This window comes from Streptomyces sp. AP-93 (assembly GCF_022808175.1).
In the GTDB taxonomy this organism is placed as follows: Bacteria; Actinomycetota; Actinomycetes; order Streptomycetales; family Streptomycetaceae; genus Streptomyces.
The window spans coordinates 55,532-69,828 of sequence record NZ_JALGBX010000029.1; the positions used below are offsets into that span (position 1 = coordinate 55,532).

10 protein-coding genes and 1 riboswitch are annotated in these 14,297 nt (G+C 70.5%); of the genes, 6 read left to right on the forward strand and 4 right to left on the reverse strand.

What is annotated here, in order from left to right; translation table 11 throughout:
- The first annotated feature begins 246 nt into the window (after nucleotides 1–246).
- The 5 genes from aceA to MTF69_RS35685 all read left to right on the forward strand — a co-directional run bounded on the left by aceA (nucleotide 247) and on the right by MTF69_RS35685 (nucleotide 9,478).
- Complete coding sequence (aceA, locus tag MTF69_RS35665; RefSeq protein WP_243340527.1) at nucleotides 247–1,533, forward strand: isocitrate lyase; 1,287 nt, start codon at nucleotides 247–249, stop codon at nucleotides 1,531–1,533.
- A gap of 141 nt (nucleotides 1,534–1,674) precedes the next feature.
- On the forward strand, nucleotides 1,675–3,279 hold the full coding sequence (aceB, locus tag MTF69_RS35670) for a malate synthase A (RefSeq protein WP_243340528.1): 1,605 nt from the start codon (nucleotides 1,675–1,677) through the stop codon (nucleotides 3,277–3,279).
- Nucleotides 3,276–4,160, forward strand: coding sequence for a 3-hydroxybutyryl-CoA dehydrogenase (locus MTF69_RS35675; RefSeq protein WP_308401493.1), 885 nt, complete (start codon nucleotides 3,276–3,278; stop codon nucleotides 4,158–4,160). Before aceB ends, MTF69_RS35675 begins: the two co-directional genes overlap by 4 nt.
- A gap of 217 nt (nucleotides 4,161–4,377) precedes the next feature.
- Nucleotides 4,378–4,601, forward strand: a riboswitch (cobalamin riboswitch).
- A gap of 170 nt (nucleotides 4,602–4,771) precedes the next feature.
- Nucleotides 4,772–7,096 carry a 5-methyltetrahydropteroyltriglutamate--homocysteine S-methyltransferase gene (gene metE / locus MTF69_RS35680; protein ID WP_243340529.1) on the forward strand — a complete coding sequence of 775 codons (2,325 nt, stop codon included), beginning with the start codon at nucleotides 4,772–4,774 and terminating at the stop codon, nucleotides 7,094–7,096.
- 207 nt (nucleotides 7,097–7,303) lie between these two features.
- Nucleotides 7,304–9,478 carry a SpoIIE family protein phosphatase gene (locus MTF69_RS35685; protein WP_243340530.1) on the forward strand — a complete coding sequence of 725 codons (2,175 nt, stop codon included), beginning with the start codon at nucleotides 7,304–7,306 and terminating at the stop codon, nucleotides 9,476–9,478.
- On the opposite strand, the gene MTF69_RS35690 is transcribed toward MTF69_RS35685, so the two are convergent.
- The 4 genes from MTF69_RS35690 to MTF69_RS35705 form a co-directional block, all read right to left on the reverse strand.
- Complete coding sequence (locus tag MTF69_RS35690) at nucleotides 9,448–10,050, reverse strand: pyridoxamine 5'-phosphate oxidase family protein (protein ID WP_243340531.1); 603 nt, start codon at nucleotides 10,048–10,050, stop codon at nucleotides 9,448–9,450. The genes MTF69_RS35685 and MTF69_RS35690 overlap by 31 nt on opposite strands.
- A 37-nt stretch (nucleotides 10,051–10,087) precedes the next feature.
- Nucleotides 10,088–11,353 (reverse strand): globin domain-containing protein, encoded by a 1,266-nt coding sequence (locus MTF69_RS35695; RefSeq protein ID WP_243340532.1) that lies wholly within the window; start codon nucleotides 11,351–11,353, stop codon nucleotides 10,088–10,090.
- 593 nt (nucleotides 11,354–11,946) lie between these two features.
- The gene (locus tag MTF69_RS35700) at nucleotides 11,947–12,186 is read right to left on the reverse strand and encodes a hypothetical protein (protein WP_243340533.1); all 240 of its coding nucleotides are present in this window, start codon (nucleotides 12,184–12,186) and stop codon (nucleotides 11,947–11,949) included.
- A gap of 219 nt (nucleotides 12,187–12,405) precedes the next feature.
- A complete protein-coding gene (locus tag MTF69_RS35705) occupies nucleotides 12,406–13,353 on the reverse strand; it encodes an AraC family transcriptional regulator (protein ID WP_243340534.1) in 948 nt (315 codons plus the stop codon).
- Between the two features lie 96 nt (nucleotides 13,354–13,449).
- On the opposite strand from MTF69_RS35705, the gene MTF69_RS35710 reads away from it, so the two are divergent.
- The gene (locus MTF69_RS35710; protein WP_243340535.1) at nucleotides 13,450–14,172 is read left to right on the forward strand and encodes an SDR family oxidoreductase; all 723 of its coding nucleotides are present in this window, start codon (nucleotides 13,450–13,452) and stop codon (nucleotides 14,170–14,172) included.
- Nucleotides 14,173–14,297: the final 125 nt, after the last annotated feature.

Below are 14,297 nucleotides of genomic sequence, written 5' to 3' on the forward strand. Positions count from 1 at the left end.
TGCCAATGCCAGAGTCGGTCCTGCGGCCAGCCGGAACCGGTAGCCGGGAAGGACCCCGGATCCCCGATTCATGCCCTGATTTCGGCGATCTGGTCAGCCCGCTTCCGGCAGATCGGCAGCATTGCTCAGCCCGCCCCCACAGGCGGGTCCGGCGGCCGCACCCCCTACTCAGGCACAGAGTGTCAGCCTTCTGGCTTCGGTCCTGAGCATTGGCAGAACAAGCGACGGATGGAAACGGTGACGGTCATGGCAGAGGCGAACACGACGGCGGCGGCCGAGCAGCTGAAGCAGCGGTGGGCGCAGGACCCGCGGTGGGCGGGCATCGAGCGGACGTACGCCGCCGAGGACGTGGTCCGGCTGTCCGGCAGCGTCCGCGAGGAGCACACCCTGGCCCGGCGCGGCGCCGAACGGCTGTGGCGTCAGCTCCACGAGCAGGACTACATCCACGCGCTGGGCGCCCTGACCGGCGGACAGGCGGTCCAGCAGGTGCGGGCCGGGCTGCAGGCGATCTACCTGTCCGGCTGGCAGGTCGCGGCCGACGCGAACCAGGCAGGGCACACCTACCCGGACCAGAGCCTGTATCCGGTCAACTCCGTTCCCCAGGTGGTCCGCCGGATCAACAACGCGCTGCTGCGCGCCGACCAGATCGCCACCGCCGAGGGCGGCTCCGACACCACGGACTGGCTGGCGCCGATCGTCGCGGACGCCGAGGCCGGCTTCGGCGGACCGCTGAACGCCTTCGAGCTGACGAAGGCGATGATCGCGGCCGGCGCCGCGGGCATCCACTACGAGGACCAGCTTGCCTCGGAGAAGAAGTGCGGCCACCTCGGCGGCAAGGTCCTCGTCCCCACCTCGCAGCACATCCGCACCCTGAACGCGGCCCGCCTCGCCGCCGACATCGCCGACACGCCCACCCTGATCATCGCCCGTACCGACGCCCTGGCAGCGAACCTGATCACCAGCGACGTCGACGAGCGCGACGCCCGGTTCGTGACGGGCGAGCGCACCGCGGAGGGCTTCTACCGGGTGCGGAACGGCATGGCCCCGGTGATCGCCCGCGGTCTCGCCTACGCCCCGTACGCCGACCTCATCTGGGTCGAGACGGGCACCCCGGACCTCGCCCAGGCCCGCGAGTTCGCCGAGGCGGTCCACGCGCAGTACCCCGACCAGATGCTGGCCTACAACTGCTCGCCGTCCTTCAACTGGAAGGCCGCCCTGGACGACGACCAGATCGCCAAGTTCCAGCGCGAGCTGGGCGCGATGGGCTACCGCTTCCAGTTCATCACCCTGGCCGGCTTCCACTCCCTCAACCACGGCATGTTCGACCTGGCCCGCGGCTACGCCGAGCACGGCATGACCGCCTACGTGGACCTGCAGGAGCGGGAGTTCGCCGCGCAGGCGCAGGGCTTCACCGCGGTCAGGCACCAGCGCGAGGTCGGCACCGGCTACTTCGACCTCGTCTCCACCGCCGTGAACCCCGCCTCCTCCACCACGGCACTGGCCGGCTCCACCGAGGAAGAGCAGTTCCACTAGGAATCCCCGCGCTCCAGCCCGGCCCCGCCCCAGCCGGCCCGCGTCCCAGCCGGCCCGCGTCCTGCCACTTGCCGTCCGACGGCGCCCGAGGCTCCTCCCCGCCCCGGGCGCCGACCGCCCCACGCCGAGGAGAAGATCCGCATGTCACCCAAGCCCCTGATCAGCAGCGTCCAGGTCCTCGGTGTGCCGGGTGAGCGCCACGAGGAGATCCTGACGCCCCCGGCCCTGGAGTTCATCGGCCGGCTCGACGCGGCTTTCGCCGACCGCCGCCTGGGCATCCTCAAGGAGCGGCGCCGCCGCTCCGCCCACCTCGCCGACGGCAAGCAGCTCGCCTTCCCGCTCGCCACGCGAGCCGTCCGCGACGACCCCCACTGGCGGGTCGCACCTCAGGGCCCAGGGCTCACCGACCGCCGGGTGGAGATCACCGGGCCGCCCGAACGCCGTATGACGGTCAATGCCCTCAACTCCGGCGCCCGGGTGTGGATGGCGGACTTCGAAGACGCCACCGCGCCCACCTGGGACAACGTCATAGGCGGCCAGCTGAACCTGCTCGACGCCATCGAGCGGCGCATCGACTTCACCACGGCGGAGGGCAAGGAGTACCGCCTCGGCGAGAACCTCGCCACGATCATGGTCCGCCCGCGCGGCTGGCACCTCACCGAGGAGCACCTGGAGATCGACGGCCGGCCCGTGCCGGCGTCGCTCGTCGACTTCGGCCTGTACTTCTTCCACTGCGCACAGCGGCAGATCGACGCCGGGTACGGCCCGTACTTCTACCTCCCCAAGCTGGAGAACGCCTACGAGGCGCGGTTGTGGAACGACGTCTTCGTCCTCGCACAGGACCTGCTCGGCATTGCGCGCGGGACTGTCCGGGCCACCGTCCTGATCGAGACGATCACGGCCGCCTTCGAGATGGAGGAGATCCTCTACGAACTGCGCGAGCACAGCGCGGGACTGAACGCGGGCCGCTGGGACTACCTCTTCAGCCTCATCAAGACCTTCGGCCACCGCACCGACTTCCAGCTCCCCGACCGGGCCGCCGTCACCATGACGGCCCCCTTCATGCGCGCCTACACGGAGTTGCTCGTCCGGACCTGCCACCGGCGCGGAGCCCACGCCATCGGCGGCATGGCCGCCCATGTCCCGAGCAAGGACACCGAAGCGAACTCCGCCGCGCTCGCGAAGGTGCGCCTCGACAAGGAGCGGGAGGCCGAGGACGGCTTCGACGGCTCCTGGGTCGCCCACCCCGGGCTCGTCCCCGTCTGCCGCGAGGTCTTCGACGATCTCCTGGGGGACCGGCCGAACCAGCTGGACCGGACGCGTGAGGACGTCGAAGTCGCGGCCGCCGACCTCCTGTCCGTCCGCCGGATCGCCGCCCCGCCGACCTCGGAGGGCGTCCGCTCCAACGTGGCAGTGGCGCTGCGCTACTTCGATGCCTGGCTGCGCGGCAGCGGGGCCGTGGCCCTGTACGGCCTGATGGAGGACGCCGCGACCGCCGAGATCGCCCGCGTTCAGATCTGGCAGTGGCTCCGCCACGACCGGGTGGACCGGGGGACGGTCCTCGGCCTCCTGGACGCCGAATGCGCCGCCCTGGAGGCCGAGGACCCACAGGCACTCGCCCTCGAAGCACGGGAGATCTTCGTGGACACCGCCCTGTCGATGCAGCTCCCCGCCTTCTTCACCCCCGAGGCCTACACCCGCCACCTCGTCCGCCGCACCTCCCCCGCCGCGCAGGTGACCGCGTGAACGCCCCCGTACAGCCGGACCGGATCCTGCGCGTCGGGGTCGTCGGCGGCGGCCGGATGGGAGCCGGAATCGCCGAGGTGTGCGCCCGCGCCGGACTGGACACCGTAGTCGCCGAGGCGGACGCCGCCGCTGCCCGGGCCGCCCGCGAGCGCGTCGCCGTCTCCCTGGAGCGCGCCGTCCAGCGCGGGAAGCTGGACCGGAGCTCCGCCGAGGACGCGCTCGCCCGTCTGCTGTTCACCGGAGACCTGGACGACCTCGCCGACCGGCAACTCGTCATCGAGGCCGTCACCGAGAACCCCGACGCGAAGACCGCGATCTTCGCCGCCCTCGACAAGACCGTCGAGGACCCGGAGGCCATCCTCGCCACGAACACCTCCGCCATCCCGATCATGCGGCTGGGCATGGCGACCGGCCGTGCCGACCGGGTGGTGGGTCTGCACTTCTTCAACCCCGTGCCCGTCCTGCCGCTCGTCGAGGTCGTGTCCTCCCTCCACACATCGCCGGACACGCTCGCTTCCGTCGAGGCGTTCGCCCGCGACACGCTGGGCAAGACCACGATCCGCTCCCAGGACCGGGCCGGCTTCGTCGTCAACGCCCTGCTCATCCCCTACCTCCTCTCAGCCGTCCGCATGGCCGAATCGGGCTTCGCCGGCGCGTCGGACGTGGACGCGGCCATGGAAATGGGCTGCGCCCACCCGATGGGGCCGCTGAAGCTGGCGGACCTGATCGGCCTGGACACGGTCACGGCCATCGCGGAATCGCTGTACGAGGAGTTCAAGGAACCGCTGTACGCCCCGCCACCGCTGCTCCAGCGGATGGTGCAGGCGGGGCTGCTGGGCCGCAAGAGCGGCCGCGGGTTCCACACATACGGCCGGGTCTGAGGGGCCCGGCAGACCTCCGGCCATGAGGGTGCGCCGGAGGCGCCCAGGGGCGGCGGGGGTGTGGCGAGTGGTGTCGCCGCACCCCCACCGTGCGCCCGCGCGGAGGGCGGCAGCGGCAGCACCGGTCCCCGATGCTTTCACCGCCGGCCCGAGCGGGCGTGTCTCATTTCACCGTCCGATATCTGGACCCGGTGTTCATCCTCGAGGGCGGCGCCCTAGTGTGGGCCCCGCAGCTGGTTCGCCCCCGTCCGCCAGGCGGGGTGCGTCGTAAGAGGGAACCCGGTGGGAATCCGGGACTGCCCCGCAGCGGTGAGTGGGAACGACCGCCGTCATACGCACTGGGACCGGAACCGGTCCTGGGAAGCGACGGCCATTAGATGCAGACCCTCGTGGTCGGCGTGCCCGCGAGTCCGAAGACCTGCCCGTTGCCCGTGCGTGATCGACCGCGCACGGTTTCCCGGTGACCTCGTGGGCGGGTCGGCGTGCTTCAGACGGATCCTCCCGTCGCGTACCGAGCCGTACGCGATTTCGGTGGTCCGCCCGTTCCGGCACCCTTCGCGTCCGCGGCCCGTCACCGGGTCCATGGAGACACGCTCGCGAAGGAGAGTTCCGTGACCACCGAGTCCGCAGCCGCGCCCGTAGGGGCCACCGTGTACGGCTACCCCCGCCAGGGAGAGAACCGGGAACTGAAGAAGGCGGTCGAGGGCTACTGGAAGGGCCGCGTCACCGCCGAAGCCCTCCGGGAGACCGCAACCGAGCTGCGCCGCGCGAACTGGCAGCAGCTGGCCGAGGCCGGTATCCACGAAGTACCCACCGGTGACTTCTCGTACTACGACCACGTCCTGGACACCAGCATCATGGTCGGCGCCGTCCCCGAGCGGCATCGGGAGGCCGTCACCGCCGACCCGCTCGACGGGTACTTCGCGATGGCCCGCGGCACGCAGGACGTGGCCCCGCTCGAGATGACCAAGTGGTTCGACACGAACTACCACTACCTGGTCCCCGAGCTCGGTCCGGACACCGTCTTCACCGCGGACCCCTCCAAGCAGGTCGCCGAAGTGAAGGAAGCCCTCGCGCTCGGTCATGACGCCCGCCCCGTGCTCGTCGGCCCGATCACCTATCTGCTCCTGGCCAAGCCCGCCCCGGGCGTGGACGCCGACTTCCAGCCGCTGACCCTCCTGGATCGACTGCTCCCCGTCTACGCCGAGGTCCTCGCCGCCCTGAAGGCGGCCGGCGCCGAGTGGGTCCAGCTCGACGAGCCGGCCCTGGTCCAGGACCGCACACCGGCCGACCTGAACGCCGCCGCCCGCGCCTACCGCGACCTCGGCACCCTGACCGACCGGTCCAAGCTGCTCGTCGCCTCGTACTTCGGCCGACTCGGCCAAGCCCTCCAGGTCCTCGCCGCCTCTCCCGTCGAGGGTCTCGCACTCGACTTCACCGAGGCGGGCGGCGCGAACCTGGAGGACCTCGCGGCGGTCGGAGGCCTGCCCGGCAAGCGCCTGGTGGCCGGTGTCGTCAACGGCCGCAACATCTGGATCAACGACCACCAGAAGTCCCTCACCACCCTGGGCACGCTCCTCGGCCTCGCCGACCGGGTGGATGTCGCCGCCTCCTGCTCCCTGCTGCACGTCCCGATCGACGCCGCCGCCGAGCGGGACATCGACCCGCAGGTCCGGCGCTGGCTCGCCTTCGCCCGCCAGAAGACCGCCGAGATCTCCGTCCTGGCCCGAGGGCTGGCCCAAGGCACGGACTCCATCGCGCCCGAACTCGCCGCCAACCGGGCCGACCTGGCCTCCCGCGCCGGCTCCGCGCTCACACACGATCCAGCCGTCCGCGCCCGCACCGCCGCGATCACCGACACCGACGGCCGGCGCGCCCAGACGTACGCCGAGCGCGCCGCCGCCCAGCGGACGCACCTCGGACTGCCACTGCTGCCGACCACCACGATCGGGTCCTTCCCGCAGACCGACGAGCTGCGGATGGCCCGCGCCGACCTGCGGGCCGGCCGGATCGACACGGCGGGCTACGAGGAGCGGATCAAGGCGGAGATCGGTGAGGTGATCTCCTTCCAGGAGAAGGCGGGCCTCGACGTGCTCGTGCACGGAGAGCCGGAACGCAACGACATGGTCCAGTACTTCGCCGAGCAGCTGACCGGCTACCTCGCCACCCAGCACGGCTGGGTCCAGTCCTACGGCACCCGATACGTCCGCCCGCCGGTCCTCGCCGGGGACATCTCGCGCCCCGAACCGATGACCGTCCGCTGGACCACGTACGCCCAGTCGCTGACCCCGAAACCGGTCAAGGGCATGCTGACAGGGCCGGTCACGATGCTCGCCTGGTCCTTCGTACGCGACGACCAGCCCCTCGGCGACACCGCCCGGCAGGTGGCGCTCGCCCTGCGCGATGAAGTCAACGACCTCGAATCAGCGGGCACTTCGGTGATCCAGGTCGACGAGCCGGCCCTGCGCGAGACCCTCCCGCTGCGTACCGCCGACCACGCCGGCTACCTGGAGTGGGCCACGGAATCCTTCCGCCTCACCACCAGCGGGGTCCGCCCGGACACCCAGATCCACACCCACATGTGCTACGCCGAGTTCGGGGACATCGTCCAGGCCATCGACGACCTCGACGCCGACGTCATCAGCCTGGAGGCGGCCCGCTCCCACATGCAGGTCGCCCGGGAACTCGCCACCCACGGCTACCCCCGTGAGGCCGGCCCCGGCGTCTGGGACATCCACTCCCCGCGCGTGCCCAGCGCCCAGGAGGCGGCAGGTCTGCTGCGTACGGGCTTGGAGGCCATCCCGGCCGGGCGGCTGTGGGTCAACCCCGACTGCGGTCTCAAGACCCGGGGTTGGACCGAGACGCGCGCCTCCCTGGAGAACCTCGTCGCCGCCGCCCGCGAGGTCCGCGCGGACCTGCCGACCGACAACTCCTGACGCCCAGGTCCCGGACCGACGGCCTGAACGCCGTCGGCAACGCTGTCGGTCCGGAACCGGTCCCGAGAGGAGACGAGCGGAGGGTCCCGGGCGGGCCGGCTGCGTGAGCGAGCGCGCGCTGCCTGCTCACGACCTGTGACCGGCGACCTCGCACCGGTGACCGGCTTCGGTTCCCGACGCGGAACGCCCAAGGTCTCCGCATAATGGATGGATAGGGCGTCGGGTGGAAGGGGACGTCTCGTGCCATCGGCTCGGCCGGGGGGTCAGGAGGCTCACGGTCCGTTCCGGTCCGAGCCCGGGACGCTGCTCGAGCATGTGCCCGTGGCCGTCTTCGGTATCGATGAGGGCGACCTCGTCTGTTACTGGGGGCCCGGCGCGCGAGACCTCTTCGGTTACGACTCCACCGCAGTCCTGTCCAAGCCCGGCGCCGTCCTCTTCGCCGACGGGCCCCATGCCCCATCCGGTTCGTGCGCCCGGCTGACGGAGCGAGGCCGGACCCGGGGGTATTGGAGAGGCCGGCTGACAGCACGGCATCGTGACGGCACGGCGTTCGACTGCGGCTTCCGGGTCTTCTCCGTGACCGGATCCGGAGGACCTTCGGTGGTGATGATCCTGGCGAGCCGTAGCGACGAGCTCGATCGGGTGAAGACCAATCTCGCCTTCCTCGACGCCCTTTTCGAGACCTGCCCCATCGGTCTGGTCATGTTCGACCCGGACCTCCGGTACGTCCATCTCAACCAGGCGCTCGCCGACATGGACGGTCTTGCGATCGAGGCGCACATCGGGCGGCACATGGACGAAATCATGATCATGTCCGACGGTGGCGAGTATCAGCGCATGCTCCGCGCCGTCTCCCGGGGTGGAGCGCCGGTCGTGGGGATGCTGGTGGGTATGCGCCCGCGGGGGCATCCGGACCGTGATCAAGTGCGGTCGGTGAGCTTCTTCCCTCTGAGCCAGGCGGTCGGCTCGCGCCCAGGAGTGGGCGGGCTGATGGTCGATGTGACGGATCGGGAACAGGCAATTCTCGAAGCCACTGCCGGCCGCCGACGGCTGGCGCTGCTGGACGGGGCCTCCACGCGCATCGGGACCACATTGGACGTGGTGCGCACGGCTCAGGAGCTCGTCGACGCGTCGATGCCGGATTTCTGCGACGGCGCAGTGGTCGAACTCGTGGAGTGGATGGACGAGGCAGAGGACTTTGACCCGGGGCGGCCGCTGATCACACGCCGGATCGCCTTCGGGACGATCCTGCCCCCTCCGGCCACCGAACTGGTGAGCGGGGTGGAGACGGTGCGGTATCCGCCCGGCTCCGTCATCCACGACATGCTGCGGACCGGTCGTGCCATCTCAGCCGTGGTGAACGAGGAGTTCCTGGCCCGGACCGTCCTCATCGAGTCGCGCGCCCGGCTCCTGGCCGAGAGCGGGCTGGCCTGTGTCCTCGTCGCCCCGCTCATCGCCAGGGGCACCGTCCAGGGAATCGCCATGTTCGGCCGGTCCGCCGACCGGCCGGCTTTCACCCGGGAGGATGTCAGCCTTGCCGGTGAGCTTGCCTCACGTGCTGCGATCTGTCTGGACAATGCCCGCCTGTACAGCCGTGTTCAGGACATCGCGCTCACGCTGCAGCGGGCGTTGCTCCCCAGCGTGCTGGCGGCCAGCCCGTATGCGGAAGTGGCCCACCGGTACGTGCCCGGAGGACGGATCACCGAGGTCGGCGGCGACTGGTACGACGTGATCAACCTGCCCGATGGCCGGGTCGGTCTCGTGGTGGGCGACGTGATGGGGCACGGGGTGTCGGCCGCCGCCGCCATGGGTCGGCTTCGCATCACGACCAAGGCTCTGGCCAGGCACGAGCGCGAGCCTGCCGACCTGCTCGCCGAGCTCGACGCGTGCGCCCAGGAGGCGGGCATCGAGCTGGCCACCTGTCTGTACATCGTCTACGACCCGACGAGCGGACGCGCCCGCGTCGCCAGTGCCGGCCATCCCCCGCCCCTGCTGCTCAGGCCGGACGGCACCGTGGAGACCATCGACGACGTGCTGGGAGTCCCTCTCGGCGTCGGCGGGTTCCCCTTCCGGACGACCGAGATCGAACTCCCCGGGAACGCGACCCTCGCGCTGTACACCGACGGCCTCATCGAGGCGCGCGGCCGGGACATCGAGGCCGGTCTGGCAGCCTTGCGCACCGAACTGAGCGGAGCCTCTGGGTCGTTGGAAGTCATGGCGGACCGCATTCTCGCGAGCCTGCTGCTCGCCCCGCCGGCCGATGACACGGTCCTCGTCCTCGCCCGCGTCCGCCGCGCTCCTCCCCCCGACGGACCCGGCGCTCAACCGTCCGGCCCCTCATCACGAGGTGCTCATCCAGGCGCACGGAGTCCGGTGAAGTAACTCGAGTCCTTGGGGCGCATGGTGTCATGGCTGGTGGGGCGGGGGGCCGGGGCCAGGTGGGGGATGTACTTGGAGCAGTGGATGTAGGCCTCCTCGATGTGCAGACGGACCCACATCTCCGGGCTCCGCCCCGGCGCGAGGTCCGTGGGCAGGCCGGGGTGGCGGGAGCGCAGGCCCGCGTCGGTGTAGAGCCGGGCCACCCCGTTGACGTGCAGCCCCACGTGGTGGTGGGTGAAGTCCACGAACAGCATGCCGAGGTGGGGGTTCTCCGTCATGTTGCCCGCGCTGGCGAGGACACCGTTCCCGTGGAACTCGGGGTAGGCGAGCGTGTGGTCGTCGATGACGTGGACGAACCCCGGGGGGCCGGCACGGAAGCTGGCGTCGCATTCTCCCCGGGAGTCGGCCGTGGCGAGGAACACCATGGCCTGGCGGCTGATGAAGTCGCGCATCTCGGGTGTGAGATGCCGGCGTACCTGTTGGTCGTAGAACCGGGCGGCGCGGTCGGCAGTGCCCAGTTCCTGTTGCAGCCGGTGCTCGCCGGCTGATCCGAAAGGCTGCGGGGGTATCGCCACGGGGCGCGTTCTCCTGGCGGACGGGTGAGCGCTCGGCTCAGGGAAGGGACAGGACGGGCGTCTCGAACGGGTCGTGATGGATACGGTCGGGAGGCGTGCCGCCCCGCGCGAGCGTCTCGGTGGCGGAGACGACCATCTGGGTCGGGCCGCTGAGATAGGCGTCGTGGTGGTGCCACGGTCCGAACTCGGCCAGCACATCCGGCAGTGACCCGCGGAGTCCCGGGATGTACTCGTGGGAGACCGCGCCCCTGATGGTCAGCCAGTGGTGCCGCTGGGACATCCTGAGCATGTCGTCGACCCCGTACAGCTCGTCGCCGGTACGGGCGCCGAGGAAGAGGTCGACCTGGTGGCGCTCGCCGCGGCGGGCGACCTCTTCGACGAGCGCGCGGATCGGGGCGAGCCCGGTGCCGCCCGCCACGAAGAGCAGGTCGTTGTAGGAGGCGGTGTCCAGGACCATGTCTCCCATCGGGGGCCCCAGCCGGATCACGCTGCCCACCGCCGCCTGGTGCACCAGCGCGGTGCTGACCGTGCCGCCGGGCACCGCGCGCACGTGGAAGGTGAGGGTGCCGTCCTCACGGGGCGCGTTGGCGGGCGAGTAGTAGCGCCAATGCTTCGGCCACCAGGGAGCCTCCAGGCTCACGTACTGCCCGGCGGCGTACTCGTAGGGCAGATGGGGCCTGACCGTGATCTCGGCGATGCCGTGTCCCCGCGAGACGCGGTGCACGACCGTGGCGGGCCACACGGCGGGCCGTAGCGCCTCGTCTTCCTCGGCGGCACTGATCATGACCTGGGCGACCGCACCGTACGCCTTCGTCCAGGCGGCGGCGATTTCCGCGGTCCAGGCGGGGCCGGCGTAGCGGGCGAGGGAGGCGAGGAGGCACTCGCCCACGGCGGGGAAGTGCGCGCTGAGCGTGCCGAACTTGCGGTGATCGCGTCCGAGGTGTCCGCAGAAGCGGACCAGGCCCTGCGCATCGTCGGCCAGGTCCACGATGCGCAACAGCGAGCGCAGCAGCCGGCCGCGCTGGGCGTCCATTCCCGGCGGGAACATGGGACGGACCTCGGGGTAGCGGGCGAACAGGATCGCGTAGAAGTAGACCGTCATCTCCGCGGCGAGTGGCTCGACCACCGAGACGGATGCGCGTATGAGGTGGATCTCGTGGGGCGACAGAGGCGCTTCGACGGCCTCCGGCTCCACGGTCTCCACGGTCTCTACGGCCGGAGCGGGTGCGGCCGGCTGCGGCAGGCGCCACTCCCCGTACGGAGGCGTGAACGAACTGCCCGAGCGATTGATCCGGAATCTCAAGGGACCAGTGCTCCTCCATCCGTCGTCCGAGATGGTTTCCCTCCGTCGGACGGCAGGGAGGCAGCGCTCGCGCTGCCAGGCCCCCGAAGCGCGCAAGGGGCGGTCTCCTCACTGAATCGTCGTCTCGGGACGGCGGCGATCGGAGCGTCGCATGTGGCGATCATGAGTCCTCATCGGCGGTCGGGAACACATAAACGGATCAAGCGGTTCCGGACGCTACATGACCATGTGGGTACTCAGAAGTAGCAAAGAAATATGGGCGTCATGCGCCATTTCGACCAGGTTGGGTTCCGCTCAACGGCGCTTTGTGACGCCCTCACTCAGTAGCGCTGCCGCCATGGCGATGGGTCACCCGCCACTCGCCATCCTCGCGGCGGTACACCTGGGTGGCCGGGCCGTTGGCATCGACGCCAGGGTTCGCGCCGCCCGGTGGCTCGGTGAACGGCTGTAGCTCACCCGCGAGTTCGTGTGCATCGTCGGATGTGCCCGGCGGAGAGAGGGGAACACGCGGGCGACCGCCCCGGAAGCCGGCGCTTCACGACCGGTGGCGCATCGCGCGGGACCGGAGCCACCGACGGGGTCTCGGCCGACGCCTATGGCCTCTCGGCGGCCTGGCGAAGCAGGGCAACCGGTCGGTCGACCGCCGTCGACCTGGTCTTCATCCCGTAGGGCTCCTGCTCGTCCTCGCTGAGCACCTCGCGGCTGTCCGGGTCGCGGGCGATGTGGACTTGCATGTAGGGGATGGTGTCTCCGGCCCCGAAGAGTTCACCCTCACGCCGATTCGGGATGACCCACCACATGGCCGCCCAGTCGGGAGCCTGGGTCATGTTCATGATCGCGCTGCTGCGGTAGATCCTCGACGTGTAGCGGAAGAAGTCGTCGCCCGGCGGGTGACCCCGTCCAGGCCCGGTCGGACCACGGTCACCCTCCCCATGCAACTGCTCCGGACTGAGCCTCACAGCTCGTGCTGACCAACCGCGAAGTCAACCGCTGACGACACGCTGACGACACGCTGACGAGCGATCGAGACCCCAGACTCCCGCCCAAGGGAATCAACCCGGCACCGACGGCGAAGCCGGCGCCGTCCGGCGCTCCCGCCGATATGCCCCGGGCGGGGCGCCGAAGTGCCGCTTGAATGCCTTCGCGAACGCGAATTCCGAGGTGTAGCCGGCACTCTCGGCCACGGCGCTCAGCGAGTCGGCCGTCTCGCGCAGCATCCGCGCCGCGATGGCCATCCGCCACGTCGTCAGGTAGCTGAGCGGCGGCTCGCCGACCACCGTGGTGAACCGCCGGGCGAACGCGGCGCGCGACAGCCCGGCCCGGCTCCCCAGCGATTCGACGGTCCACGGATGCGCCGGGTCGTCGTGGATCGCTTTCAGCGCCGGGGCGATCAACGGGTCGTTCAGTGCCGAGGCCCAGCCCTGCGTCTGCTCCCTGGGCAACTCGGCGTACCAGGACCGCAGAATGTAGAGAAGCAGCAGATCGACGAGCGTCGTGACCACCGAGTCCGAACCCGGCTGAGGCTGGTGGATCTCGGCGCAGAGCTGGTCGACCGCCGAGCGCAGCGCCGGATGGCGACCGGGGCTGGCCGGGAGGTGGATGACCTCCGGGAGTTCGCCGAGCAGCGGATGCGGCCGGTCGACGTCGAGGTGGTAGGCCCCGCATACCAGCACGCTGCGAGCGCCGTCGCCCCCGACTGTGAAACTCCCGATCGGCGAGGAGGTGTCGACGCGGTCGGGTTCGAAGGCGACCGGCTCGCTGGTGACCGCGTCACAGAGGGCGTGATCGGTGCCGCGCCGCAGGAACACGACGTCGCCGGGGCCCAGGGCTATCGGATCGCCGCCGACCGGCAGGAGAAGGCAGTGTCCTTCGACGACGACGTGAAATCCGGCCCCCGCGATGGGCTGGAAGCGCACACCCCACGGCGCCTGCGCGTCGGTACGGACAACAGACGGACGCCCTGTGCGCAGGGCCGCAAGCGTATCGCTGAGTATGTCCACACACTCACCCTAGCGTGCTGAGATCGAGACGATCAGACAAAGAATCAAGATCTAAGGCCATCCATTGTCTCGGTCGTGACACGTAGCGTCCTCACCATGAACAACACAGCAGACACCCAGCGCGTCGTCGTCATAGGCGGTACCTCCGGCATCGGATTCGCTGTCGCGCAGGCCGCAGCGATTCAGGGCTCGAACGTGATCGTCGCCTCCAGCAACCAGGGCCGGGTCGACCTGGCGGTGAAGAAGCTCGGCGCCCCGGCCGAAGGCATCTTGCTCGACGTCGCCGACGAGACCGCGCTCGCCGCCTTCTTCGACCGGATCGGCGAGTTCGACCACCTCGTCTACACGGCGGGCGAATCCCTGCTGCTGAAGCCGCTCGCCGACCTCACTGCCGAGGAGTCCCGAGCGTTCTTCGAGCGCCGCTTCTGGGGCGCCCTGCTCGCCGCGAAGTACGCGGCGCCGCAGCTCCGTCCCGGCGGCTCGATCACCTTCACCTCCGGCGCCTTCGCCACCCGGCCCACCCCCGGCGCCTCCCTCGGCGCAAGCATCACAGCAGCGGCCGAGGGTCTCACGCGAGCCCTGGCCCTGGAACTCGCCCCCCTGCGGGTCAACGCGGTCCGCCTCGGCGCGATCCGCACCGAGCTTTGGGACACCACCGTGCCCGAACCGGAGGCCTTCCTCCAAGCGCACGGCAGCGGCCTTCCCGTGCAGCGCGTAGGCAGCCCCGAGGAAGCTGCGGCGGCCTACCTCTACCTCCTGAACAACGGCTACGCGACCGGCACGGTGCTCACCCTCGACGGCGGAGCCGCACTGGCCTGACATCGGCTGCTGTCGGACCGGCGAGCCCGGCCCGTTGTCCGGCCAGGACCGTGTCCCGCACCCGTTCGGCGGCTTACACCTGATCACGTTCGGTGACCACGATGTGGCGTGTCCATCGAGTGGGA